This is a genomic window from Kluyvera cryocrescens NBRC 102467, assembly GCF_001571285.1.
Taxonomy (GTDB): domain Bacteria; phylum Pseudomonadota; class Gammaproteobacteria; order Enterobacterales; family Enterobacteriaceae; genus Kluyvera; species Kluyvera cryocrescens.
Map to the genome: position 1 here is coordinate 28093 of NZ_BCTM01000001.1, position 23649 is coordinate 51741.

Annotated in this window: 28 protein-coding genes and 1 pseudogene; 16 read left to right on the top strand and 13 right to left on the bottom strand. The window is 53.1% G+C overall.

What is annotated here, in order from left to right; genetic code table 11:
• Positions 1–20: 20 nt before the first annotated feature.
• From KCR01S_RS00170 to KCR01S_RS00205, 9 genes and pseudogenes are all read right to left on the bottom strand, one after another.
• Positions 21–1037, bottom strand: coding sequence for a DUF968 domain-containing protein (locus KCR01S_RS00170; protein WP_061279075.1), 1017 nt, complete (start codon positions 1035–1037; stop codon positions 21–23).
• Positions 1034–1720: a phage antirepressor KilAC domain-containing protein gene (locus tag KCR01S_RS00175; RefSeq protein ID WP_061279078.1), complete on the bottom strand. Its 687-nt coding sequence runs from the start codon at positions 1718–1720 to the stop codon at positions 1034–1036. Before KCR01S_RS00175 ends, KCR01S_RS00170 begins: the two co-directional genes overlap by 4 nt.
• A 13-nt stretch (positions 1721–1733) precedes the next feature.
• Positions 1734–2120 carry a RusA family crossover junction endodeoxyribonuclease gene (locus tag KCR01S_RS25545; RefSeq protein ID WP_061279449.1) on the bottom strand — a complete coding sequence of 129 codons (387 nt, stop codon included), beginning with the start codon at positions 2118–2120 and terminating at the stop codon, positions 1734–1736.
• Between the two features lie 105 nt (positions 2121–2225).
• Positions 2226–2360: pseudogene (locus KCR01S_RS25550) on the bottom strand (LexA family protein); the annotation flags it as partial.
• The gene (locus KCR01S_RS00185; protein ID WP_061279081.1) at positions 2357–3244 is read right to left on the bottom strand and encodes a phage N-6-adenine-methyltransferase; all 888 of its coding nucleotides are present in this window, start codon (positions 3242–3244) and stop codon (positions 2357–2359) included. The gene KCR01S_RS00185 and the pseudogene KCR01S_RS25550, both read right to left, overlap by 4 nt.
• Entirely contained in the window at positions 3241–4086 is an 846-nt protein-coding gene (locus tag KCR01S_RS00190; protein ID WP_061279083.1) for a conserved phage C-terminal domain-containing protein, read from the bottom strand. The genes KCR01S_RS00185 and KCR01S_RS00190 overlap by 4 nt, the downstream gene beginning before the upstream one ends.
• Positions 4076–4255, bottom strand: coding sequence for a DUF4222 domain-containing protein (locus KCR01S_RS23700; RefSeq protein WP_072277046.1), 180 nt, complete (start codon positions 4253–4255; stop codon positions 4076–4078). The genes KCR01S_RS00190 and KCR01S_RS23700 overlap by 11 nt, the downstream gene beginning before the upstream one ends.
• A 163-nt stretch (positions 4256–4418) precedes the next feature.
• Positions 4419–4970 (bottom strand): YmfL family putative regulatory protein, encoded by a 552-nt coding sequence (locus KCR01S_RS00200; RefSeq protein ID WP_061279085.1) that lies wholly within the window; start codon positions 4968–4970, stop codon positions 4419–4421.
• Between the two features lie 28 nt (positions 4971–4998).
• The gene (locus tag KCR01S_RS00205; protein WP_061279087.1) at positions 4999–5196 is read right to left on the bottom strand and encodes a Cro/CI family transcriptional regulator; all 198 of its coding nucleotides are present in this window, start codon (positions 5194–5196) and stop codon (positions 4999–5001) included.
• 99 nt (positions 5197–5295) lie between these two features.
• Here KCR01S_RS00205 and KCR01S_RS00210 point away from each other — a divergent pair, with 99 nt between their 5' ends.
• From KCR01S_RS00210 to cmoB, 14 genes are all read left to right on the top strand, one after another.
• Positions 5296–5952, top strand: coding sequence for a LexA family protein (locus KCR01S_RS00210; RefSeq protein ID WP_061279088.1), 657 nt, complete (start codon positions 5296–5298; stop codon positions 5950–5952).
• 472 nt (positions 5953–6424) lie between these two features.
• Positions 6425–7342 (top strand): recombination-associated protein RdgC, encoded by a 918-nt coding sequence (gene rdgC / locus KCR01S_RS00215; RefSeq protein WP_061279089.1) that lies wholly within the window; start codon positions 6425–6427, stop codon positions 7340–7342.
• A gap of 105 nt (positions 7343–7447) precedes the next feature.
• Positions 7448–8578, top strand: a complete 1131-nt coding sequence (locus tag KCR01S_RS24820) for a Trm112 family protein (protein WP_061279090.1) — start codon at positions 7448–7450, stop codon at positions 8576–8578.
• The gene (locus tag KCR01S_RS00225) at positions 8575–8919 is read left to right on the top strand and encodes a hypothetical protein (RefSeq protein WP_061279092.1); all 345 of its coding nucleotides are present in this window, start codon (positions 8575–8577) and stop codon (positions 8917–8919) included. Before KCR01S_RS24820 ends, KCR01S_RS00225 begins: the two co-directional genes overlap by 4 nt.
• Positions 8912–9409 carry a hypothetical protein gene (locus KCR01S_RS00230; RefSeq protein WP_244886178.1) on the top strand — a complete coding sequence of 166 codons (498 nt, stop codon included), beginning with the start codon at positions 8912–8914 and terminating at the stop codon, positions 9407–9409. Before KCR01S_RS00225 ends, KCR01S_RS00230 begins: the two co-directional genes overlap by 8 nt.
• A complete protein-coding gene (locus KCR01S_RS00235) occupies positions 9402–9728 on the top strand; it encodes a hypothetical protein (protein ID WP_061279094.1) in 327 nt (108 codons plus the stop codon). The genes KCR01S_RS00230 and KCR01S_RS00235 overlap by 8 nt, the downstream gene beginning before the upstream one ends.
• Positions 9725–10207, top strand: coding sequence for a class I SAM-dependent methyltransferase (locus tag KCR01S_RS00240; RefSeq protein WP_061279096.1), 483 nt, complete (start codon positions 9725–9727; stop codon positions 10205–10207). The genes KCR01S_RS00235 and KCR01S_RS00240 overlap by 4 nt, the downstream gene beginning before the upstream one ends.
• Positions 10204–10545, top strand: a complete 342-nt coding sequence (locus KCR01S_RS00245) for a hypothetical protein (protein ID WP_061279098.1) — start codon at positions 10204–10206, stop codon at positions 10543–10545. The genes KCR01S_RS00240 and KCR01S_RS00245 overlap by 4 nt, the downstream gene beginning before the upstream one ends.
• A gap of 41 nt (positions 10546–10586) precedes the next feature.
• Positions 10587–10823: an excisionase family protein gene (locus KCR01S_RS23710; protein ID WP_072277047.1), complete on the top strand. Its 237-nt coding sequence runs from the start codon at positions 10587–10589 to the stop codon at positions 10821–10823.
• 55 nt (positions 10824–10878) lie between these two features.
• A complete protein-coding gene (locus KCR01S_RS00250) occupies positions 10879–12192 on the top strand; it encodes a tyrosine-type recombinase/integrase (RefSeq protein ID WP_061279100.1) in 1314 nt (437 codons plus the stop codon).
• The gene (locus KCR01S_RS00255) at positions 12174–12944 is read left to right on the top strand and encodes a DUF72 domain-containing protein (protein WP_061279101.1); all 771 of its coding nucleotides are present in this window, start codon (positions 12174–12176) and stop codon (positions 12942–12944) included. Before KCR01S_RS00250 ends, KCR01S_RS00255 begins: the two co-directional genes overlap by 19 nt.
• A gap of 51 nt (positions 12945–12995) precedes the next feature.
• A complete protein-coding gene (locus KCR01S_RS00260; RefSeq protein WP_061279103.1) occupies positions 12996–13391 on the top strand; it encodes an MAPEG family protein in 396 nt (131 codons plus the stop codon).
• 38 nt (positions 13392–13429) lie between these two features.
• Entirely contained in the window at positions 13430–14173 is a 744-nt protein-coding gene (gene cmoA, locus KCR01S_RS00265) for a carboxy-S-adenosyl-L-methionine synthase CmoA (RefSeq protein ID WP_061279105.1), read from the top strand.
• Complete coding sequence (cmoB, locus tag KCR01S_RS00270; RefSeq protein ID WP_061279108.1) at positions 14170–15138, top strand: tRNA 5-methoxyuridine(34)/uridine 5-oxyacetic acid(34) synthase CmoB; 969 nt, start codon at positions 14170–14172, stop codon at positions 15136–15138. The genes cmoA and cmoB overlap by 4 nt, the downstream gene beginning before the upstream one ends.
• A gap of 136 nt (positions 15139–15274) precedes the next feature.
• Here cmoB and cutC read toward each other — a convergent pair whose 3' ends face one another.
• Both cutC and KCR01S_RS00280 read right to left on the bottom strand, forming a co-directional pair.
• Positions 15275–16015: a copper homeostasis protein CutC gene (cutC, locus tag KCR01S_RS00275; RefSeq protein ID WP_061279110.1), complete on the bottom strand. Its 741-nt coding sequence runs from the start codon at positions 16013–16015 to the stop codon at positions 15275–15277.
• Between the two features lie 74 nt (positions 16016–16089).
• Complete coding sequence (locus KCR01S_RS00280; protein ID WP_061279112.1) at positions 16090–16656, bottom strand: VOC family protein; 567 nt, start codon at positions 16654–16656, stop codon at positions 16090–16092.
• A 230-nt stretch (positions 16657–16886) separates the two neighbouring features.
• Between KCR01S_RS00280 and argS the strand changes: the two genes are divergently transcribed.
• Together argS and mrdA are read left to right on the top strand one after the other, a co-directional pair.
• The gene (gene argS, locus KCR01S_RS00285) at positions 16887–18620 is read left to right on the top strand and encodes an arginine--tRNA ligase (protein ID WP_061279114.1); all 1734 of its coding nucleotides are present in this window, start codon (positions 16887–16889) and stop codon (positions 18618–18620) included.
• A gap of 197 nt (positions 18621–18817) precedes the next feature.
• Positions 18818–20692 carry a penicillin-binding protein 2 gene (gene mrdA, locus KCR01S_RS00290; RefSeq protein WP_061279116.1) on the top strand — a complete coding sequence of 625 codons (1875 nt, stop codon included), beginning with the start codon at positions 18818–18820 and terminating at the stop codon, positions 20690–20692.
• Between the two features lie 17 nt (positions 20693–20709).
• Here mrdA and KCR01S_RS00295 read toward each other — a convergent pair whose 3' ends face one another.
• On the bottom strand, positions 20710–22278 hold the full coding sequence (locus KCR01S_RS00295) for an MFS transporter (RefSeq protein WP_061279118.1): 1569 nt from the start codon (positions 22276–22278) through the stop codon (positions 20710–20712).
• A gap of 230 nt (positions 22279–22508) precedes the next feature.
• On the bottom strand, positions 22509–23648 hold the full coding sequence (gene bglB, locus KCR01S_RS00300; RefSeq protein ID WP_061279120.1) for a beta-galactosidase BglB: 1140 nt from the start codon (positions 23646–23648) through the stop codon (positions 22509–22511).
• Position 23649 lies beyond the last annotated feature (1 nt).

A 23649-nucleotide genomic window follows, 5' to 3' on the forward strand; every position in this document is an offset into this window, starting at 1 on the left:
CGGTTTAGCGCTCCATACACTTAAGCTTTCGCAATAACGCCGATCGCCAGCGCCCGATCCAGAAAACGCAGCAGCAACTCCAGCTGCGTGCCGTGCTTCTGTTCGAATGCCGATACACCGGCGTGTAGTTCGTCGTGACACTCTCTGCACAGAGGGATCACGAACAGGTCGTGGGCTTTTGTTGCTGTACCGCCCATACCGTGCCCAACGATATGATGCGGGTCATCTGCTGGCCGCCGGCAACCTTCGCAGGGCTGTGTTTTAACCCACCGGGTATATTGATCATTCACCCAACGGCGGCGCTTAGGCCGCAACAAGAAGGATTCTGGCGACTCCGGGTCAATTGATAACGTCAGAACGGGCTTCATGGCCTCAGCCGGTTGCGTGGCTTGCTTTTGCAAAATGCTGGTGGCCGATACCGCCGGAACAATCTCGCTCTCCCGCATTACTGACTGATGTTTTTCTTCTGGAAGCCTTAGCGCTCTCCTGGCGACTTCCTCGGGGATAACATCAACCAGCCCTTTGGTCACAAGCCACCAGCAGAACTCTGGTACAGTCAAAACATGCTCAGGCGGGAAAAGTAAATCCCTGCCAGCAGCAACTAAAATCCAGGATACCAGGTTCCCGCGAGCAATGCCTGCAAGACGCTCTGTTGACTGCTGACGCAGGAAGTTATCGCAATGCCAGCACAACCGGATAACGCCCGGCGTATGCCGCAAAGTGGTGAAATTTTTACTGTGGTATGAGCTGTGCGGCCACTGACAGACATAATCCTTTTCCAGCCAACTCTCTAGCGCCGCTAACCCACCGGCAGCGCTCAACACCCGCTCGTTATCAAAGACAGCCTGCATTTCCGTCGCGGTAGCCAGAGGCTGTGAAACCGCTGGCAATTCCCCGGTCGCAAAGTGCGAATACATTTCTGTCTCAGATTCCAGTAGAACCCGCCCCTGCTTAAACAGTGCCATAAGCTCCGGGCCGGGCCTGAAAAGTACGATCCCCATCTTCGGGGCAATTTCAGGCGTTAATAGAGCTCTCACGCAGCATTCCCCGTTGCAATGTGTTCTGCCCAAAGTCCCCCAACCCAGCGGATCCCTTTCGGTGTGAATCGCGCCTGGCTGAAAGCGTGGTTATTAGTGACCGAGGTACCCGTTTTAACTTCAAACCGCCCAGCAGCAATATGTGGAGCCATAGGTGTAAGCGCTCCGCCGAGGCGATAAAGGATGTTGTGTTCGATAAGGAAAAGACGGAACTCCGTCTCCTTGGCGTTAAGCAGCTTAGCAACCTGACGGAATGACATTGAGCCCTTCGCCGAACAATAGCGATCGACAAATTCAACCTTTGGCGCCGCGGCAGCCAGTTGGATCGTTAATTGCTCTTTCTGCTCGGCTAAATCAGCGGCCAGGCGCAACGCTTCCGGCAATGAACGTGGAACGTTAACCCCTTGCCCTTCCTCCAGCTCCTGCCAGCGGTCAACGACTGCTGCGGTAAATTCCGGCGATAAACGGGCCACCACCACCAGCGAATCACGCTTGTTGAACCGATATTCCTGATAAACGTTCCCGTTATGCTCAAAATCAAACTGCGCCAATGGCGCGGTTAAAATACCAGCGGCAACAAGTCGCTCGGCTGAACGTTTTACATCACCATGTTTGCTATGGACCAGATCCGCAATTTCGCGGCTGGACATTGTTACTGCACCACTCACAATTAACTGATTCATGCTTTTCTCCATATCAGGCGGCTGCACCCGCCGGTTCATACTTACGAATCGTTATTTCTACTCGCCCTTTCGGCACTATTGGCCCCCACTCCACCAGCATGCGTTTCACCTGGCTGTCGTCCTCCCAAACGCCTGCATGCGTCAGCGCGTCAAACAGCGCTTTGTTGTAGTTGTCCAGATCACGGCGGCGCGCGTCCGGCGGGTAAAGGATGATTTCTACTGCAGCCTGCTCCGTTGACGGCTTAGGCAGTCGGCGAAGCTGCTCAATGATTGCCGCACAGGCCGCACTCTGGAATTTGCGACCGTCAGCGCTAATTAGGTGGCGACCGGCCAGCGGCCCCTTGTTAGGGGCGCGCCAGTAGGTGTTAACGCTCGGCGGGAATGGAAGGACAAGCGTCATACCCTCCGCGCCGGTATTCTTAGGCTTCAGTTGGGTAATGGAGATCCCGCGGGAGACACCGCGGGTGATACTGATAGCCCCTTTTTTCTCAAGCGCACGCAGGTGATCCGCTGCCGCATTTGGTGAGCTGCAACCCAGCAGCCCGGCCAGTTCAAAGTTGGTAGGCGGGAAACCATGTTCACGCTGGTAAGCGATCAGGAGATCCAGAACGTGCTGCTGACGTGTTGTTAAAGTCGTCATGCGGCGCTTACCTCCATCATGCTGCGCGCGACAGCAATAATTTCAGGTGTGGGCATACGCTCCAGCCAGAGCTGGTTGATGTGGGCTTTTAGTTTGTTCTGCTGCGACATATCCAGTACGTCAGCGCCATCTACCTGGTTAAACACAATGCCTACCTCAAGTGGCCAGATGCGTGATTCTGTTCCCGGTAATACATGCGGCACCGCGGCTTGTTCTTCCTTCTGAACTGGCTGCACGGCTGGTGGCTGAACTCTACCGGCGGCAAAGGTGGCCAGCGCCATAGACGCACGTCCTTTTTCTTCCAGCTCGCCGCGGCTGATGTAGCTGAAACGCTCTCCACGCCATGACTTATCGAATACCGCAATCGCAGCACTAAACCCTGCTGACGATTCGGACGGCTGCCCTTCCTCTGGTCGGTACCACACAGGCAGATCGAAACTGATACGCCCACGGATAAACGCGATATGATCTGCTTCTTCCGGCCACCAGACTTCACCCGTTGCCGCTTTGATTAAAAAGACGTAGCGCCCGCCCTGTTCTCTCATTGCCAATGTGTGTGAAATGATGTGGCGCATGCCGGTGATTGCCTGTTTTTCGTGATACTGCGACCGGCTGTATGGCGGGTTGCCATAACCAGCGCCGCCGAGCTCCAGCAAACGGGATGACCAGTCCTGCGTTAAAGCGTTATCTTCAGCGGTGTACCATGCTGGGCACTTCGCGTTATCGTCATCAGCAAACAGGTCGAGAACCAACGGGCCAAACATCGCATTGATGCCCCAGAAAAGCAGATCAGGAGTACGCCACTGATCGCCGACTTCCTTCAACTTGTGCGAGCTTTTGCTGCGCATTTCCGCCAGCGCCTGGCAGTATTGATTTTTAATCATCCTCTGAACCCCGCTGGAATAGTGTCGTTAGGTTGACTGATGGCGTTTATGTCGCGTTCGCGGGTTTTATCCCAGGTATCACGAGTGGGACGGCCTTTTTTATCCCAGCGGGCAGCGCTGGACAGGTAACCTTCAAACTTCTTTGGCCCGAACAACGTTTCCGGTCGCATGTACTGGTACTGTTCGTCGTTCCCGTTCCAGTGCTCATGCTTCAGGTCAACCACCAGCTGCAGGTCGGCAACGCTGTAACCCTCACGCAAACGGGCACGGATGTTTTCCAGCGAGGTTTTTGATTTCTGGTACCGGGATCCGCTGACCTGGTTCAGGTGAGTTAAAACAACAATCGCCTGGTCAGTAATCACAATTTCAGGGTCTGGTTGCGCCGCAACCGGACAAGGGGTTTTAGTAGTTACTTGTGGTTCTGGTTTTGAATTTACTGACGGATCCCCGCCAGATTCTGACGGGTCAAAACCGCCGTTTTTGCCGGATTTCGACGGGTCAGATTTTGATGCGTCAGATTTTGATGTGTCAGATTCTGGCAGTTGAGAAAATGCCGCCGTTCGCAGTTTTGCTACATTCAGGCGGTACACGTTCGAGGCATTACGGTTGCCGTTACGGCGCTGGGTACGGGTAAGCCAGCCCTCTTTTTCAAGCTTCGCGATTGCCGTTCTGATTGTGCTCGGTCCAGCGCCGAGCTGGCGAGCGATAGTCTCAATCGACGGCCAGCACACGCCCTCGTCACTGCTGAAATCTGCCAGGCGAGCCATAATCGCAACACTCGACAACTTCATGCCCGACGCCGCGCAGCCATCCCATACGTAGCCGGTTAATTTAGTGCTCATGATCGTCCGTTATCTCCCTGAACTTTTTACGAAACAGTTCGAGTGGGCTGAAACACTCGTGTGGGTAGCTGTCGCGCAAGTAGATAACGCGCTGTGTTTCTGGCTCCCAACGGATAACACGGACTGGCACGCCGCGGTGGTCCCGGTACCGCCGGTTAAGTTCGCCCATAAGCGTTTTGCCCTCCGGTAGTAGACCCCCACAATTAAGACGGCCCGACTGTGGTTACATGGCACCCAGCGGTTTGATATTCTGCGTTCATACCGAAACAACGGAGAACCCGGCACCGGGATCATCCTGAGTTGCGGTAAACGGTTAAAAGCCGTTAAACTGGTCATGCGGATTTTTTCTCCATACACGTAGAGTTATTCGCCAGGACGCCCGGAGCTGCACACTCGCGGGCGTCACCTTCCCCAAATAACATTTCTGTCACTACCATGATTTCTGCCACCAGCGACTGCACCCGGTAGCCTTTTGCCTTCATCTTTTTGTTTTCCTCGTTGTCCAACACACCGTCCGCTGTTGACTCATTGTGGAATTGAGCAAAACGCCCCAACGCCGCCAGCAGCTCATTGAATTTCGTCAGCAGTTCCTCGTTTCCCATCTGCTCAATGTCCGGGAGCTTTACGAATACACCGTTGGTGTGGTGCGCAACGGCATCAGCAATGTGGCTTGAACCACCAGCACGCTGTAACACCATCGCCCAGCCAAGCGGGAAAATTTGATCGCCTTCGGTACGCAGGCGGTTAAACAACGAGTTTTCGGTCGTTCCTAACCATTCCGCTGCTTCAACATATCCACCAGGCAGATCGGTAATCGTCTTTTTAAGTGCGGCCACCAGCCAGGCTGGCTGACGTTCGACTTTCCACATAGGTTCGTTACCCACGGCTTACCTCTTATCTCTGTGGTTACGTTTACGCAGCCGAAGGGCTACGCTTTTCATAAAGGGATTGGTCAACTTTCAAATCACCTTTAGTTAGTGCCTGAATTTCGAATGCTCGGCCCTTGGGAATAACCTCATCCCACCCGGACACGGATGCATGAGAAATATTCAGAGCTTTAGCGGTTTTCCCCACGCCGCCGAAGTAAGAGATAACGTCATTTTTTTTCATTTTTTCCTCTGGAGTTAGATAATGCAGTGCGTAGATAGTAGGATATCTTACATTAAATGGTCAAGCACTCCTACATCATAAAATGGTAGGATTGCCTACATGAAAATGAATGATCGAATCCGTAGCAGACGCAAAGAGCTGAAGATGACGCAATCTGTCCTGGCAAAGCTTGTCGGGGTTAACCGCGTCACCATCACCGGCTGGGAATCTGGTGACTATAAACCTGGTGGTGAAAACCTTCAGGCGCTGGCGGCTGCTCTAGAGAAAACGCCGCAGTGGCTGTTGGAAGGTAAAGATGATGGAAGCCAACAACCACCGACTATGAACCCGGAACAAAGATTCGGGATCAGGTCCGTACCAGTGTTGACCTGGGTACAGGCTGGAGAATGGACTGCAAACAGCGGAGCCATTACGGAAAGAGATATTCAAGACTGGGTTTACACCTCAGCGGCCGTTTCTGAGAGTGCGTTTGCTCTTATAGTTCGCGGTGATTCGATGACGAACCCTACCGGAGCGCCGAGCATCCCAGAAGGTTCTATCGTCGTTGTTGAGCCTGATTTTGGTGACGCAAGCCAGGCTAATGGCAAGATTGTTATTGCTCAGCTGATGGGTAGTGATGAAGCCACTATTAAGAAGTTCGTCATTGATGGACCGCTTAAATACCTAGTACCACTTAACCCCAATTACCGAATGCTTGAGGTAAACGGAAACTGTCGCTTGGTTGGGTTGGTAAGACAGGTAATAATGGATTTATAGGAAAACCGGGTTATCCCGGTTTTTTTTTCGCCCCCGCATGTAAGTTATCCAACATTTCCACTTGACCTCTCATTGTAAGTTATCCTACATTAATCACACCAGCAGCACGCTACCGGAAGCAACGGTGAAAGGCACCAGTGTTGTTGGGAATAAATGCCTTGCGTCTACATTCTGGCGGCCCGTGTTTTCCCTTATGTCCACGGTCACCGCCAGCTTTTTCAAGGCGCACAACATGAAAGCGCACTCCTTCTCTACCAGTTGTGGATGACAGGTGTGAAACATAAACCGGAGTGCGCTTCCAGTTGTGGTAATTGCGGCTATGCGCACGTGACGAGGCCACCAGCTTATTCAACTTTAAAAATGAATATGTGTCTTGATTAGTGTACGTCGCCAGTCCTGGCCGGGCTGGCAGGTGGAGGCACCACCGCCACAACTACATGTATGGATGAAACCTTGTGCAGAGGAATGAAAATTGAAAACTCCGTTTTTTAAAAATCTGTTGGTATATCGCCTAAGCCGCGATGTCACCATCAATACTGAAGAGCTTGAGAAGCAACTTGAGGCGCAACGCTTTACGCCATGCGGTAGCCAGGACATGGCAAAAACAGGCTGGGCACCACCAATGGGCGCGTTATCCGAGTCTTTGCATTACGTTGGCAATAATCAGATCTTGCTCGTCATTCGTCGGGAAGAAAAAATACTGCCTAGCTCCGTTGTTTCTGAAGAGCTGAATAAACGTATCGTGAGGTTAGAAGCTGACCAAGCTCGTCGCCTCAAAAAAACCGAGAGAGACTCTTTACGAGATGAGGTACTACATTCCCTCTTACCACGAGCTTTCACAAGAAACTCTATTGTCCACCTGTGGATAAATGAGCCTGACGGCCTGATCATTGTAGATGCCGCCAGCGCACGCCGCGCCGAGGATTCACTGGCGTTATTACGAAAAACTATCGGCTCCCTCCCCGTTGTGCCACTCACAATGGAAACCCCTATCGAGTTAACCATGACTGAATGGGTTAGATCTGGAAATGCTCCCGCTGGCCTTGCGCTCGGTGATGAGGCTGATTTGAAAGCCCTGCTGGAAGATGGCGGGATCGGGCGATTCAAAAAACAAGATCTGGTCAGTGATGAGATCCAAAACCACCTTGAAGCCGGAAAAATAGTTACGAAATTATCTCTCGACTGGCAGAACCGCATTCAATTTATTCTTTGTGACGATGGCAGCATCAAACGCCTTAAGTTTTCTGATGAGCTTATTGAGCAAAATAATGATATTGACCGCGAAGATATGGCCCAGCGCTTTGATGCCGATTTTATTCTGATGACCGGTGAACTTAATTCCCTCATTACTGGGCTAACAACCTCTCTCGGCGGCGAAGCTAAGCGATAAATACCACGCAGTAATAACCCATGAGAATGGGTTGGGTTGCTGCACGCTAAATTCAGCAATTCATTAATTTAATGGCGCGGTGCAGCGCGCCAAATGGAGAAAAAAATGAGCCGTCTGAAAGTAAAAGAATTAATCGCGAAAGCGCATGCCTGCGTTGGTGATCTACCACCAGCGCAGCGCCAAATAATGACTGAGGTCATTACCCGGCTGGATACCGTATACGTCGCCCTTACTGAATCCATCGAGCTTCGGGCGGCGGTGGTAGCGGAAAACGCACAAATGTTGCGCCTGTTGACAGACATTAGCGAAAACCACGAAGAGTACGTGAACGCAGACGAATACCTGTATGCCGGTGTTCCGATGGATTACGTTTCTGAAATCAACGCATATATATCTCGCGATGTTGAAGCTGAGAATCCATTCAAGGCAACAGACACGTATCTGGCTGACGTCCGAGCGAAAGGAGCCGAGCAGGCTGGCGAATACCTTAAACAATACGCCCAAGGGTTGCATGAAGATGCGCGCTTGGTCTTGCAGGAGCCGGTGAGCTCTGCAATGGATTCGCCTCACAGCTACGCCAAGGAGTCGCTCATGAGTAACCGCACCGATAAAAACGAAATCATTGTCGCACCAATTGATGATCCTCGGTTAAAGCCCGGAATGAATCGCATGCGAAATGGTAGCACCCAGGAATTTGGTGATGACTGGCATCATCCTGAAATTAAACTCACGCCCCCAGAGAAACACCTGTATGCGCTTGAGGTAAATGGCGTTTGGATGTGGATAAACGGCTGTGCCCATTGCAATAAGAACGGCGACAAAATGCCATACGTTGTCTGCGAAGAGCACGATCGTTGCCAGTGTTGTGGGCTCACCCGCAAAGAAGCCACGCCAATACCTCCGCGCAATGAGCATGACAACGGCGGCGGCATGTGGGGTTCTTGTGATGAAAATGGCGTGTGGGGGTGGACTTGTCATCCATGCAGGGAAGCCGAAGAAGCAAAAATCCGCTCTGATGCATTAGCCAGGATTGAAGAAAATGCAGATTACAACGAGTGGGATTATTTCAATGAAGATCAGGCTAAATGCCCTTGGTGCAACGCTAACGTCAGCACCGAGGAAAGTTATGAGGCCGACGAGGACGAAATGACCTGCAGTGAATGCGGGCACTCATTCACCCTGACGGCTGAACACAGCGTGTCGTGGACGACTAGACGCAAGGAATCTGCACAATGAGCAAATCACTTAATGCACGCTGCATCCGTCGTTGGACTGTCGAATTTAAAGGCCGCTGTGACTCGAAATACAGTCCGTACTGGCATAAGCGCGACTTGCGCGGCTACATCCGTGAGTGTGCCTTAACGACCGCTCATTGCATGGTTGAGCGTATGGCAGAGGATAACGCCAGATTTGACTATGACGGCACAACGATTGGTTGGTCGCCAGAGTTTTCAGCTTGGTACAACGAACGTCGGGAAAAGTATCTCAAAGAGGCGCGCGACTATCTCAACGAAGACGCCACCAACGACGAAATCGACGAAGAGATCCAGAACGAACTGGAGGCGTGGAATGACTGATATCACCGCACTGGCGCAGACTGAAATTAATGATGCGCTGGCTCAGTTGAAACAACTCAGCGAATACCCAACTCCGTCCACTCAATACGCCCGAGTGCTGCGTAAATACATCACCTCCCTGGAAGAGGCGCGGGGAGCCAGGGATAAGCAGATTGCGTTTCTGAAAGAGCAGCTAGCGCAACTGGCAAACTTCAATCCCGATTGGGATAGGCTCGAAGCAGCGACAGACAGCCTTCGCGAGCATATGGCTGAGCTTAATTTCGCGCGGGCACGCATTGCAGAACTGGAGCGTATGGAATCGGCACTTCGCCCGGTGGGCGTGATGAGCCAGGCAGCGTATCACCGACTTGAAAATAGAGAATCACGATTTATTGCATTATGGCCCCGCCCTGAGATCTATTTACCGCGCAAGCGTCCTGATGATGGCGTAATTGTCTATGCGCGTACGGCTGGCATCCAGGTTATCGAAGGAGAGCAGAAGAATGGCTAAATCAACAGACGTACATGACCTGTTAACTGCTTACCAGCAACAGGCTCGAAAAATACCAGCGAAGGGTGTTTACGCTTCAAGACACCGCCAGGTTGAGGTTAATGCGGCTCACGTTCGCAAGATAATGCGCAAGCGTCGGCGCTCAGCAGGCAAGTCAAATAAGCTCGGCTATCGATTTACTGCGGAAATGCGAGTCGCACTGATTTGCGATATGAACTTTTGGGCGCTGGTATGTCGCTCTAACCGCCAGAACTCCAATTTGACTAATGGAATCGTCGTCGCTGCGGGAATTCCGGTTATCGAAGGAGAAGGACAATGAGCGAGGCATCAATTCTGGACATGTGCTGTGGCTCCCGCATGTTCTGGTTCGATAAGCAGGACGAGCGCGCCGTTTTCACTGATATCCGTGCTGAAGAGCATGAACTGTGTGACGGTCGCCGCCTGGTCATAAGCCCTGACCTGATAGCAGACTTCCGGGCGCTGCCGTTCGCCGATGCCTCGTTCCCGGTGGTGGTGTTTGATCCACCGCATCTGGAACGAGTTGGTGAAAATGCCTGGATAGGCAAAAAGTATGGGCGCCTGAACAAAGATACATGGCGTGACGACTTGCGTGCCGGGTTCAAAGAGGCTTTTCGCGTGCTGTGGCCACAGGGCGTTTTGATTTTCAAATGGAACGAAACGCAGATACCGGTTAGCCAGATTTTAGCTCTCACCGACGTAAAGCCAATTATCGGGCAGCGTACCGGTAAGAGCGATAAAACTCACTGGATTATTTTTGTTAAAGGCGGTGTGGCATGACAATCAACTTAACAGACCCAGCTAACCACCCGTCAAACGGACCACTGACAGATGAGCGGCTTATCCGAGTCCGTGACGCGCTACAGCGCACGCTCACGTACAAAAACGGCAGCACCCAGGACTATGTCACTGCTGACGCAATAAAAGCGTTAGACGAGCTCCTAGAGCGGCGGAAGGATGCAACCGAACCGGTGGCTGACGTAGTGGCGTGGTCATCACCTAATGAAGTGCGCACCTGTGATATCCGCTGGCGTCGATTTGATGTTGCTCCTGGACCACTATTCAGAGCACCGCCGGATCCAGAAGTTCTGGACTCAACAACCACCAGCAAACACTAAATATTTCACCGGGTGCAGCCGGTTTATTTGGAGAAAAAATCATGACTAATGTTATCCAACTCGCCCCGAATGAGTGGGTTTGCGAAAGCGTTCTTATCGCTGTCACCGGGCTCAAGCCTGGAACTATCCTCCGGGCCAGAAAAGAATGCTGGCTCGTTGGCCGGGAATATATCCACATGTCGCCTGACGGCAGCCCGAAGCCGTCCAGCGAATGCATGTACAACAGACACGCAGTTGATTCATGGGTCGCGTCACTGAGAAACAAGCAACCAGGGTGATTTAACACCATGAAAAAGGTAAGCTCACATCGCTCTTGGGCGTCTGGAGGAATCAATGGATAAAGTCTCATATCCAACAGGCGTCGAAAACCACGGTGGCACATTACGCATCTGGTTTAGATACAAAGGTAAGCGTGTCAGGGAGAGCCTCGGTGTCCCTGACACCGCTAAGAACAGGAAGATCGCCGGGGAACTACGTACATCGGTATGCTTTGCCGTCCGCACCGGAAACTTTGACTATGCAGCGCAGTTTCCTGACTCACCTAACCTTAAAGTTTTTGGGGTGGGTTCGAAAGAAATCACAGTGAAAGAGCTTGAAAAAAAGTGGCTGGATCTGAAGGAAATGGAAATCAGCGCTAACGCGCACAAACGGTACGAGTCGGTCGTGGCAGTTGTTGTGCCGTTGATCGGAGCCAAACGGCTGGTGACGGCAATTGAGAAAGAAGAGTTGCTGTACATCCGGAAAGAGCTTCTGACGGGTTATCAGTGCACTGTGAAGGGCAGGCCTCCCGTTAAGGGGCGTAGCGCGGTCACCGTCAACTACTACATGACGACTATAGCCGGAATGTTCCAGTTCGCTGCCGATAATGGGTACATAAAGGCAAATCCCTTTGCAGGGATAAAGCCATTAAAAAGAGCCAGGGTAGAGCCAGACCCGCTCAGCCGTGATGAATTCATCCGTCTGATAGATGCATGCCGGCATCAGCAGACAAAAAACATGTGGTCACTGGCAGTGTACACAGGTGTTCGTCACGGGGAGCTGGTTTCCCTGGCATGGGAAGATATAGACCTTGAAGCGGGTACAATAACAATTCGCCGTAATTATACAAAGCTGAGTGAGTTCACACTACCGAAAACTGACGCCAGTACGGATAGAGTGATTCACCTCATCCAGCCAGCCATCGATGTTTTGAGGAACCAGATGGAAATGACTAGGCTCGGGCAACAGCATCACATCAGCGTGCAATTGCGTGAGTATGGACGAACGGCGCAACACAACTGTACATTTGTCTTTAACCCTAAGCTGGTAAGACGAAGTAAGGATGTGGGGATTATCTATAAAGTGGATTCATTTGGTGACTCGTGGGACGCGGGGTTAAAAAAGGCGGGGATCACGCATCGAAAAGCTTACCAGTCACGCCACACTTACGCGTGCTGGTCACTGTCCGCGGGAGCCAACCCAAGCTTTATAGCCAGCCAGATGGGTCATGCTAGCGCGCAAATGGTTTTCAACGTGTACGGCGCGTGGATGGCGGACAATAACGCAGAGCAGATCGCTATGCTAAATCAGAAGCTGGCCGATTTTGCCCCATTGATGCCCCATAGCCCACAAACCAGCAGTAGAGGACTATTAAAATCAGTCAGTTAAGCTACCATGCCCGACATGTTAACTGCGTGGAGGGCAATACCACGTTGTATGCGCTGCCGAAAGCAGAAATCGTCTCCCGCTGGCTGGCGCAGACCGATGATCGCTTTCGCTTCTGTTTTAAATTTCCAGCGACCATCTCGCATCAGGCCGCGCTGCGCCAGTGCGACGCGCTGACGCTGGAGTTTTTCCAGCGCATGTCGCCGCTTGATGAGCGAATCGGACAATATTGGCTACAGCTTCCAGCGACCTTTGGCCCGCGCGATCTCCCGGCGCTCTGGGCGTTTCTCGATGGCTTGCCGAAGGCGTTTCATTACGGCGTTGAAGTGCGTCATCCGCAGTTTTTTGCCAAAGGTGATGATGAACGTCAGCTTAATCGAGGCCTGCATGAGCGCGGCGTTAACCGCGTGATTCTGGATAGCCGCCCGGTTCACGCGGCCATTGCGCGCAATGACCCGGTGATTGACGCCCAGCGTAAAAAACCGAAAGTACCGGTGCACGCCGTCGTCACCGCAGGACAGCCAATGGTGCGGTTTATCGGTAGCGACGAGATGGCGCAAAATCAGGCGATGTTCGCCCCCTGGCTCGAGAAACTGGCAAAGTGGCAGCAGACCACCACCCCCTACCTGTTTTTGCATACCCCGGATATCGCGCAGGCACCAGAGCTGGTGCATTCGCTGTGGCAAGCGCTGCAAACCGCCCTTCCCGGACTAGGCGCCGCACCTTCTATTCCACAACAATCTTCTCTTTTCTGACATTCATACCTATGATAATGGGTGCCATCTGCCAACGGAAAGGGAGTTTGTATGGTTAGCGCGCTGTATGCCGTGCTGGCGGCATTGTTGCTGATAAAGTTTTCTTTTGATGTGGTCCGTTTACGTATGCTCTACCGCGTGGCCTACGGCGACGGCGGGTTTAGCGAGCTACAAAGCGCTATCCGTATTCATGGGAATGCGGTCGAGTACATTCCTATTGGCGTTGTCCTGCTGCTGTTTATGGAGATGAACGGAGCAGAAACCTGGATGGTCCATCTTTGCGGCCTGCTGCTGCTTGCTGGGCGCCTGATGCACTATTACGGTTTTCATCACCGTCTGTTCCGCTGGCGGCGCTCTGGCATGAGCGCAACCTACATTTCATTGTTGCTGATGGTGCTCGCCAATCTGTGGTATATGCCGTGGGAGTTGGTTTTCTCGCTGCGTTAGCGCACAATACGCCGTTTTTATTTTTCCGGATTCCCCTTATGTCTGACCGCGACACGCTATTTTCTGCCCCTATCGCCCGCCTCGGCGACTGGACCTTCGACGAACGGGTAGCTGAAGTTTTCCCGGATATGATCCAGCGCTCCGTGCCCGGCTACTCAAATATTATCTCCATGATTGGCATGCTGGCCGAGCGTTTCGTCCAGCCCGCGACGCAGGTTTACGACCTCGGTTGTTCACTGGGCGCAGCCACGCTGTCGATCCGCCGCAATATCGCCCACAGCGACTGCCGCATCATTGCCGTTGATAACTCTCCGGCCATGATCGAGCGCTGCCGCCGCCATATCGATGCCTATAAAGCGCCGACGCCGGTTGACGTCATCGAAGGGGATATTCGCGAAATCGAGATCGAAAACGCCTCCATGGTAGTACTGAACTTTACGGTTCAGTTCCTCGAACCTGCAGAACGTCAGGCATTGTTGAATAAAATCTATAAAGGATTAAATCCAGGCGGCGCACTGGTGCTGTCAGAAAAATTCAGCTTTGAAGATGCCACCGTCGGCGAACTGCTATTTAACATGCACCACGATTTCAAGCGTGCTAACGGCTACAGCGAACTGGAAATCAGCCAGAAGCGCAGCATGTTGGAAAACGTGATGCTGACCGACTCCGTTGAAGTGCATAAGGCTCGTCTGCATGAAGCAGGCTTTGAACACAGTGAACTATGGTTCCAGTGCTTTAACTTCGGCTCCCTGGTGGCGCTCAAGGAAGGGATCCCGGCATGATCGAGTTCGGCAATTTTTATCAGCAAATCGCGAAAAGCCCTCTCTCTCACTGGCTGGAAACGCTACCGGCGCAAATTGCCACGTGGCAGCGTGACCAACACGGCCTGTTCAAGCAGTGGTCAAATGCGGTCGAATTCCTGCCGGAAATCCAGCCGTGGAAGCTGGATCTTCTGCATAGCGTCACCGCTGAAAGCGAAGAGCCGCTGAGCGACGGTCAGGTGAAACGCATTGATACGCTGATGCGTCATCTGATGCCGTGGCGCAAAGGACCATTTTCGCTGTACGGCGTGAATATCGACACCGAATGGCGCTCCGACTGGAAATGGGATCGCGTTCTGCCGCACCTGTCTGACCTCACCGGGCGTACGATCCTTGATGTCGGCTGCGGCAGCGGGTATCACATGTGGCGCATGATTGGCGCGGGTGCGCATCTGGCGGTGGGCATTGACCCAACCCAGCTATTCCTGTGCCAGTTTGAAGCGGTCCGTAAGCTTTTGGGTAACGACCAGCGCGCGCATCTGCTGCCGCTTGGCATAGAACAGCTTCCGGCGCTGAAAGCCTTTGATACCGTGTTTTCCATGGGCGTGTTATACCACCGCCGCTCGCCGCTGGAGCATCTGTGGCAGTTGAAAGATCAGCTGGTGAATGACGGTGAGCTGGTGTTGGAAACGCTGGTCGTGGAAGGTGACGAAAATACGGTGCTGGTGCCGGGCGATCGCTACGCGCAAATGCGCAACGTCTACTTTATTCCCTCCGCGCCAGCGCTGAAAAACTGGCTGGAGAAATGCGGTTTTGTGGATGTGCGTATCGTCGATATGAACGTCACATCAACCGAAGAGCAGCGTCGCACCGAGTGGATGGTCACCGAGTCGCTGGCTGACTTCCTCGACCCGAACGACCCGACCAAAACCATTGAAGGGTATCCGGCTCCGCTGCGCGCAGTACTGATTGCGCGTAAGCCGTAACACCTCTTCCGGCAGCGTACGCCGCCGTGCCGGTTGAAAATATGACGGATAAAAAAAGGCCCCTGTTTAATGGGCAGGGGCCTGGTACAAGCAAGCATCATATTGGGCGAATATGACACGCGGTAAAAACTTTTAGCTACACATGACGCTCAATGATTTCTCTCATCGCGGCAACCGCCTCACCATCGACAGCATAACGCGAATACTCATCAGCTTCAGGATCCGTTGACATTGACAGTCCGGGATTGCGGTATCGCATATCGGAGGGCAACCATTGCCCGGCTGAACTGTGCACTTCTTTGACACCGGCGTTCAGGAACAGCGAAAGGTTACTCGCTCTCACCCCCGCACCCGCCATAATGGTTGGAGTATCACCCCGGTCAATAAGTTCCCGAATTAATAAAATACCTTTTTCGGCTGACGGCTGTTGACCTGAGGTTAGCACCCTTGCCACGCCTAACTCTGCAAGCTGTTCAATGGCTTGCCGCGGATCGGCGCACATATCAAACGCGCGGTGGAATGTCACCGCCAGTGGCCCTGCGGCGACCATAATCTGCCGCATTCTCGCCATATCGACCTGCCCATCGGGATCCAGTACGCCAATGACTAAACCGGGATAGCCCAGCGAGCGAACCTGACGCACATCTTCCAGCATGGCGGCAAATTCACCGTCGGTATAACAAAAGTCACCGCCGCGCGGGCGGATAATCGGATGTACGGGAATGGATACCCGTTGACGTGTTGCTTTGAGCACGCCATATGATGGCGTCAGCCCTCCCTCCAGCGGCGCGGCGCATAATTCAATGCGGTCGGCCCCGTTCTGCTGCGCGATAACCGCGCACTCCGTGCTGTAACAGCAGATTTCAAGCAATGCCATTTTTCTCTCCGTTTCAATCCAGCGACAAATCATGCCACTGATCCCGTACGTAGACTTCGCGTGACTTCACATTGTTACACTGCCTGTTCGCTGGCAACAATTTCTTCAATGGTCCACGGGTGGAACTTCACGGTGACTTTACCGTCCGTCACTGCCATCGTTGGGTTTGGCAACCGCTCGCGCTCCCCTTTCGGTGAGCTGGTTTTGACCGAAATCCCCGGTTGACTCAGGCCGTCGTCAGACAACAGCGCCAGCGCGCGCGCGTTCAGCGTTTCCGGCGCCCCCGGTAGTACAATCTCGATGTGTTCCCAGCCCTCGTGCGGGTAGCGCTTTTCACCCGGCCACGGCAGTTCAATCACCGTAAAGCGCCAGTGGGCAACGCACACCGGGTCTTCAAGCTTGAACAGACAGATGGGGCGGCCATTAATGATATTTTCCGAAAGCAGCGTGCCGCACTGCTCGAACCCACGGCGCCAGCGTTGTGCGGTCGTGTTCTGGTGACAGCGTAGGGAAATGTGGTCGGCATTCAGCGGGGTGATATCCAACCCCAGACGCTGGGAAAGCGCCGCCAATGCGTCAGTGAAGCGCGGAAGATCCGCAGCAATATCCTGCAATTCTTCGATAGTCTGCCAGTTTGCCATTTCAGCCCTACTCTTATTACATGAAAAGGCTAATCTACCTTGTTGTCCGCTGCGAACCAACCTTAGCGGTTGTCGAGCGATTAATCCCTGCTCAGGCAGCGTTTTTCGCCCATGATGAGGCGGGGCCGATGCTGACGGCATCAGGCAAATGCAGTATACTCCCGCCTTAATTTATCCACACCCGGCGCTGGACCATAACGGTGACAGCGTCTAAAACGTAAGGTATTCCGGTGAATATTCAGGCTCTTCTCTCAGAAAAAGTCAGTCAGGCCATGATTGCGGCAGGCGCGCCTGTCGATTGCGAACCGCAGGTTCGTCAGTCAGCAAAAGTACAGTTCGGTGACTATCAGGCCAACGGCATGATGGCAGTCGCCAAAAAACTGGGCATGGCGCCGCGACAACTGGCAGAGCAGGTCCTGTCTCATCTCGACCTTAACGGCATCGCCAACAAAGTTGAAATCGCCGGCCCGGGCTTTATAAATATTTTCCTCGACCCTGCGTTTTTGGCCGAGCACGTGTCTCAAGCGCTGAAAAGCGAACGTCTGGGTATTGCACAGCCGCAGCCGCAAACCGTGGTGGTGGATTACTCTGCACCAAACGTCGCCAAAGAGATGCACGTCGGTCACCTGCGTTCCACCATTATCGGTGATGCGGCGGTACGTACGCTGGAACTGATGGGCCATAAAGTTATCCGTGCGAACCATGTCGGTGACTGGGGTACCCAGTTTGGTATGCTGATTGCCTGGCTGGAAAAACAGCAGCAGGACAACGCCGGTGAAATGGCGCTGGCCGATCTCGAAGGTTTCTACCGCGATGCGAAAAAGCACTATGACGAAGATGAAATCTTTGCCGAGCGCGCGCGCAGCTACGTGGTCAAACTACAGGGCGGCGATGAGTATTTCCGTAAAATGTGGCGTCAGTTAGTCGACATCACCATGTCGCAGAACCAACTGACCTATGACCGCCTGAACGTCACCCTGACCCGCGACGACGTCATGGGTGAAAGCCTGTACAACCCAATGCTGCCAGGCATCGTGGCAGACCTGAAAGAAAAAGGTCTGGCGGTAGAAAGCGAAGGCGCGACCGTGGTATTCCTCGACGAATACAAGAATAAAGAAGGTGAGCCTATGGGCGTCATCATCCAGAAAAAGGATGGCGGCTACCTGTACACCACCACCGATATTGCCTGTGCGAAATATCGTTATGAAACGCTGCACGCTGACCGCGTGCTGTACTACATCGACTCCCGTCAGCACCAGCACCTGATGCAGGCGTGGACCATCGTGCGTAAAGCGGGCTATGTGCCTGATTCCGTACCGCTGGAACACCACATGTTTGGTATGATGCTGGGTAAAGACGGCAAGCCGTTCAAAACCCGCGCCGGTGGCACCGTGAAGCTGGCAGACCTGCTGGATGAAGCGCTGGAACGCGCACGTCGTCTGGTGGCGGAGAAGAACCCGGATATGTCAGCAGACGAGCTGGAAAAACTGGCAAACGTCGTGGGGATTGGCGCGGTGAAATATGCCGACCTGTCCAAAAACCGTACCACCGACTACGTTTTCGATTGGGATAATATGCTGGCCTTCGAGGGCAACACCGCACCGTATATGCAATATGCCTATACCCGCGTACTGTCCGTATTCCGTAAAGCGGAGCTGGAAGAAAGTGCCATCATCAATGCGGCCGTCACCCTTACCGAAGACCGTGAAGCCCAGTTGGCCGCGCGTCTGCTGCAGTTTGAAGAGACGCTGAACGTGGTTGCCCGTGACGGCACGCCGCACGTGATGTGTTCTTATCTGTATGATCTGGCGGGTCTGTTCTCTGGTTTCTACGAACACTGCCCGATTCTGTCTGCCGACAGCGAAGCGGTACGCAACAGCCGCCTGAAGCTGGCGCTGCTGACGGCGAAAACCCTGAAAATGGGTCTCGATACCCTGGGTATCGAGACCGTAGAACGTATGTAATTAGCGATTTGTCGCTTAAAGCCCGCGCTCTGTCGCGGGCTTTTTTTCGCAATCCCTTTCCCTCACCCAACAGCTATCTCATTGATTTGTTACAAATCACAAGGAATGACACATTTCCCTAAGAGATGGTACATTTTTTGTCTGTCATGCCCGTGACCGCTCCATATGATTAGGCGGCTTAAACACTGGGTGCCTTAATGACTTTTAGAGATTATGAAGCGGAGAGAAAACTCTTCGTCCGTCGCGTGCTGGTGGCCTTCGGCCTGGTCATCGCCTGCTTTGGCGTTTTGACCCTCAACCTCTATCACTTGCAGGTCGAGGAACACAGCTACTACACGACGCGTTCCGATGCCAACGATATCAAAATGCTGCCCGTCGCCCCTACGCGCGGTATCATTTACGATCGCAACGGTATCCCCCTGGTTAAAAACGTCACCTGGTACGATATCACCGTGACCCCGTATAAAATCAGCGATATGAACGCTCTGCTGCGTCAGCTTACGCCGCTGGTTGACCTGACGCCGGATGATATCGACCAGTTCCACAAGGCCCTGAAATCAACCAGCCGCTACCGCCCAGTAGTGCTGAAGAACGCCCTTTCCGATGTGGAGATCGCCCGCTTTTCTGTCAATCAATTCCGTTTTAGCGGTGTCACCATCGACAGCTATGAAGATCGCCAATATCCCTACGGAGCAGAGCTGGCGCACGTGCTCGGCTATGTGTCGAAAATTAACGACAGCGATCTGAAAGCCCTCGATAAGAATGGATTATTAGAAAACTACGCCGCCGACCATAACATTGGTAAACAGGGGATTGAGCGCTACTACGAAAACGATTTGCACGGTAAAACCGGTTACCAGGAAGTCGAGGTCGACAACCATGGGCGTATCGTGCGCCTGCTAAAAGATGTGCCACCGGTCGCCGGCAAAGATATTCATTTGACGCTGGATCTGCACCTTCAGGAGTATATCGAGAGCCTGTTGGTTGGCCAACGCGCGGCGGTACTGGTTGAAGATCCGCACGACGGTTCGGTGCTGGCGATGGTATCGAACCCTAGCTACGACCCAAACCCGTTTGTGAAAGGCATTAGCTACCAGGACTACAAAACCTTATTGCAGGACAAAGATCTGCCGCTGATTAACCGCGTCACCCAAGGCCTCTATCCCACCGCCTCCACGGTCAAACCCTATATGGCGATGTCGGCCCTGTTAAACGGCGTGATCACCCCGCAGACCAGTTTCTTTGGCGCGCCGACGTGGACGCTGCCCGGTACTCAGCGCCACTATCGCGACTGGAAAAAAAGCGGCCACGGTATGCTGAACGTTACCAAGGCCATTGAAGAGTCGGCGGACACCTTCTTTTATCAAGTCGCCTATATGATGGGTATTGACCGTATTCACACCATGCTGAGCCAGTTCGGCTACGGAAAGCCCTCCGGGATCGATCTCGATGAAGAGTACAATGGCCTGCTGCCAAGCCGCGACTGGAAGCAACGAGTGCATAAAAAAGGCTGGTATCAGGGGGATACGATATCCGTGGGTATTGGTCAGGGTTACTGGATTGCGACGCCGATTCAAATGGTCAAAGCGATGGTGGCGTTGCTCAATAACGGGCGAGTCATTCCTCCCCACCTGCTGAAAGATGAAGAGTCCGGCAAAACGCTGATCCCGTATCGCCAGCCCGCGCACGAGACACAAATTGCTGACGCCGCGTCGCCATACTGGGCGCTGGTGCGTCAGGCGATGTTTGGCATGGCAAACGCCGAAAACGGTACTGGCTACAAGTTCTTCCACACCGCCGCATATGGTATTGCCGCGAAGAGCGGCACCTCGCAAGTGTTTAGTCTTAAAGAAAACCAGACCTATAACGCGAAAATGATCCCGACGCGTCTGCGCGACCACATCTTCTATACCGCGTTTGCACCGTATAAAAATCCGAAGGTTGCGGTGGCGTTGGTGCTGGAGAATGGAGGAAGCGATGGCGTGGTCGCCGCGCCAGTTATGCGCAAAATCCTCGACCACCTCTTTGCCCCTGAGGACAACCAGCTACCGCTGCCGCCTCAGGGACAGTGAAGGGATTCCACGGGTGCTTAGCGCCCGGCGGATACCGCTTCAACAACAGCCGGCGTTTGCTCATTTTTGAACAGCGGGCTATTACCCCAGCACTCTTCATAACGGTGACCGACCAGATCTTCCACCACTACGCGGACTTCCGGAGCGATATCTTCCAGCTTGCCGCCGGCTTTGATACGCGCCACTTCCTGCAGGACAATTAAGTGGGTTTTGCGATCGAGCTTCATCTGTTTACTGAAGACGATAGCCGCCAGCGCCAGCAGCGCAACCCCGGCACAGAACACCACCGCAATAGCATTGACTGCGCTTTCCGGCTGAACGTGGGCTTTTGACTGGAATCCGTAATAGCTCAGTACCGCCCCCATCACGAACACAATAATGGAGCGCAGGATCTTACCGGAGAAGGTCATCGCACCGGCGTAAATGCCTTCGCGACGACGACCGGTGTAGATTTCATCCACATCGGCGAGGAAGGTATAAACCGTCCACGGAATGTAGTACACACCGCCGGTCCCCAAACCAAACAGCACCGTAATACCAAACATCAGGATGGTCGCCAGATGCGCCGGCAGGTGGAAGAACCACAGCGAGGTGTAAAGGAATACGGCGAAAATCACCACGCTCAGCGCCATGATATACGGCTTGCTAAAGCCTTTTTTCACGCACAGACCGATGAACAGCGCGGTGGAAACCAGCTGTAAAATGGAGTTCAGGCTGTTTAAGCCCGCCACCATCGCCGGATCGTGCTGCAGAACGAAAATCACAAAGTAGGTAAAGATTGAGGCAAACAGCCACTCGGCGCCGAAGCCGCACAGGTACATGCCGAGATGCTTACGGAATACGCGCAGATAAAAAGTCGAGCGCATATCTTTCGCCAGTGAGATTAGCGTATTCAGCAGGCTACTTTTGCTCTGTACCTCAGGTTCTTCTTCCCGCGGACGCTCCCAGCTGTTGTACCACAGGCAGGCCACGGCGCAGATGAGAATAGCGCCGTAGGTCAGGCCGGTCAGGAAGAACGGCGTGGCCGACTCTTTGCCGTACAGGAGGATAAACTGTCCCGGAATAAAAGCGGCGAGGAAGTTGGCGAGTTTGCCGAAGATGGCTTTATAACCGGTCAGTTTTGAACGCAGCGCAAAATCATCGGTCATTTCTGTCGCCAGCGTTTCGTATGGCACCATCACCGAGGTATAGATAATTTCAAACACCACATAGGTGCAGAGGTAGTACCAGAAACTTAGCCCTTCGACCCACAGCAGCGGATAGAACATCATCAGTGGGATGCCGATCAGCAGGAAGAAGCGGCGACGGCCAAAGCGTTTACCGAGGCGAGTTTTGCCGAAGTTATCGGTCAGGTAACCCATTAATGGATTACTGATGGCGTCAATGACGCTAGCAACGGAGAAAATAAATGCGGCCTCGATCAGCGTCAGCCCGCAGAATGTGGTATAGAAGTAAAGTAGCCATGCACCGCTGATCGCCAGCGCGCCGCTTCCCAAGAGGTTTCCCCCTCCGTATGCCAGTTGATGGCGCAGATTGACAGGTCTTCCCTGCAGCCCGTTAGGGGCTGAAGCCGCATTTCTTGCCATAAAAATAAACCTCATGTTTTATAATTTTGAAACAGTGTTTTTATATTCTTATGGGCACGATTGAAATGTGAGCTAAATCACTATTGTTGCTACGGCTATTAGTAATACGCAGGAATGCGATCGAGTTAAAAATTTTTTATAACCAAAATTAAAAAATTAAACTTTTTTTGATTGAAATGGCAATAAAAAACCCGACTGTCACGACAGCCGGGTTTTCAAACAGGCAATATTTAGAAGAACTTACGCAAATACTCGGTCAAACACAAAATCGCCATCGCCTGGCCATATGGCATGGAGGTCAGCGGGATTTCGCGATAGAAATCGAGGTTTGATCCCATCCCGGTGCCAAACGAGGTCTGCATCAACTCCCCTTCCGGAGAAACGTGTTTGACGATCCCCTTTATCGCCTTCTCTGCCACTTCCGCATACTCTGCGCCCACGTAGCGTTTACGTACCGCTTTCAGAATACCGTAGGCAAAACCGGCGGTCGCTGAGGCTTCCAGGTAGGAGTTCGGATCGTCTAGCAGAGTATGCCACAGACCGCTCTCATCCTGGCATTTTGCCAGCGCTGCAATTTGCGCATTCAGCACCTGCACCAGATAACGACGCACCGCGTTGTTCTCCGGCAGGTCCACCAGCTCGAGGAAATCAGGGATCACGATGGTCAGCCAACTGTTGCCGCGCGCCCAGCGGGCGTTGGCAAAGTTATGGTTGCCTTCGTAGCTCCAGCCGTGGAACCACAGACCGGTTTCCCGGTCCATCAGATTCTGCACGTGCAGCATGAACTGATACACCGCTTTTTCTACATACTCCGGACGGTTAAGCAGCTTGCCAATTTTCGCCAGCGGTAGCACGGTCATCATCAGCGTGTCATCCCACATCTGCTGATGGTTCTCTTCCGCCAGAGTAATGTGCTGCATGCCGCCATACTCGGTGCGCGGCATGTCATGCATCGCCCACTCCGCCCAGCTATCGAGCCACGGCAGGTACGCCGGATTGCCCGTCTCTTCGTAGCGATAGGCCAACGTCAGGAACGGCGCCATGGTATTGACGTTCTTGGTGGTAGCGCCTTCCGCGAAGCGGTCGGCAAACCAATTATCAATAATATCGCGCATCGCGACATCGCCGGTCTGCTGATAGTACTGGTAAATCCCGTACAGACCGACGCCGTGGGTCCACTCCCAGCCGGCCCACCCTTTGGTGTCAATCACGCGGCCATCGTCGAGACGCAGCAGAAATTGGCCTGTCTCATCCTTGATATTCACCAGATTGTTCGTCACCGTCTGAATCAAGGCTTTCAGCTCTTCCCGGGAGATAAAATGCTCCGGTTGACGTAATAATGGGCTATGTTTGACGGGCCAAACTTTCATA

Bases quoted from the DNA above. Each gene is read 5' to 3' on its own strand.
- KCR01S_RS00175 (WP_061279078.1), bottom strand. From the start codon at position 1,720: ATGAATCAGTTAATTGTGAGTGGTGCAGTAACAATGTCCAGCCGCGAA.
- KCR01S_RS25545 (WP_061279449.1), bottom strand. From the start codon at position 2,120: ATGACGCTTGTCCTTCCATTCCCGCCGAGCGTTAACACCTACTGGCGC.
- KCR01S_RS00185 (WP_061279081.1), bottom strand. From the start codon at position 3,244: ATGATTAAAAATCAATACTGCCAGGCGCTGGCGGAAATGCGCAGCAAA.
- KCR01S_RS00190 (WP_061279083.1), bottom strand. From the start codon at position 4,086: ATGAGCACTAAATTAACCGGCTACGTATGGGATGGCTGCGCGGCGTCG.
- KCR01S_RS23700 (WP_072277046.1), bottom strand. From the start codon at position 4,255: ATGGGCGAACTTAACCGGCGGTACCGGGACCACCGCGGCGTGCCAGTC.
- KCR01S_RS00205 (WP_061279087.1), bottom strand. From the start codon at position 5,196: ATGAAAAAAAATGACGTTATCTCTTACTTCGGCGGCGTGGGGAAAACC.
- KCR01S_RS00210 (WP_061279088.1), top strand. From the start codon at position 5,296: ATGAAAATGAATGATCGAATCCGTAGCAGACGCAAAGAGCTGAAGATG.
- KCR01S_RS24820 (WP_061279090.1), top strand. From the start codon at position 7,448: ATGAGCCGTCTGAAAGTAAAAGAATTAATCGCGAAAGCGCATGCCTGC.
- KCR01S_RS00225 (WP_061279092.1), top strand. From the start codon at position 8,575: ATGAGCAAATCACTTAATGCACGCTGCATCCGTCGTTGGACTGTCGAA.
- KCR01S_RS00230 (WP_244886178.1), top strand. From the start codon at position 8,912: ATGACTGATATCACCGCACTGGCGCAGACTGAAATTAATGATGCGCTG.
- KCR01S_RS00235 (WP_061279094.1), top strand. From the start codon at position 9,402: ATGGCTAAATCAACAGACGTACATGACCTGTTAACTGCTTACCAGCAA.
- KCR01S_RS00240 (WP_061279096.1), top strand. From the start codon at position 9,725: ATGAGCGAGGCATCAATTCTGGACATGTGCTGTGGCTCCCGCATGTTC.
- KCR01S_RS00245 (WP_061279098.1), top strand. From the start codon at position 10,204: ATGACAATCAACTTAACAGACCCAGCTAACCACCCGTCAAACGGACCA.
- KCR01S_RS23710 (WP_072277047.1), top strand. From the start codon at position 10,587: ATGACTAATGTTATCCAACTCGCCCCGAATGAGTGGGTTTGCGAAAGC.
- KCR01S_RS00250 (WP_061279100.1), top strand. From the start codon at position 10,879: ATGGATAAAGTCTCATATCCAACAGGCGTCGAAAACCACGGTGGCACA.
- KCR01S_RS00260 (WP_061279103.1), top strand. From the start codon at position 12,996: ATGGTTAGCGCGCTGTATGCCGTGCTGGCGGCATTGTTGCTGATAAAG.
- cmoA (WP_061279105.1), top strand. From the start codon at position 13,430: ATGTCTGACCGCGACACGCTATTTTCTGCCCCTATCGCCCGCCTCGGC.
- cmoB (WP_061279108.1), top strand. From the start codon at position 14,170: ATGATCGAGTTCGGCAATTTTTATCAGCAAATCGCGAAAAGCCCTCTC.
- cutC (WP_061279110.1), bottom strand. From the start codon at position 16,015: ATGGCATTGCTTGAAATCTGCTGTTACAGCACGGAGTGCGCGGTTATC.
- KCR01S_RS00280 (WP_061279112.1), bottom strand. From the start codon at position 16,656: ATGGCAAACTGGCAGACTATCGAAGAATTGCAGGATATTGCTGCGGAT.
- mrdA (WP_061279116.1), top strand. From the start codon at position 18,818: ATGACTTTTAGAGATTATGAAGCGGAGAGAAAACTCTTCGTCCGTCGC.
- KCR01S_RS00295 (WP_061279118.1), bottom strand. From the start codon at position 22,278: ATGGCAAGAAATGCGGCTTCAGCCCCTAACGGGCTGCAGGGAAGACCT.
- bglB (WP_061279120.1), bottom strand. From the start codon at position 23,648: ATGAAAGTTTGGCCCGTCAAACATAGCCCATTATTACGTCAACCGGAG.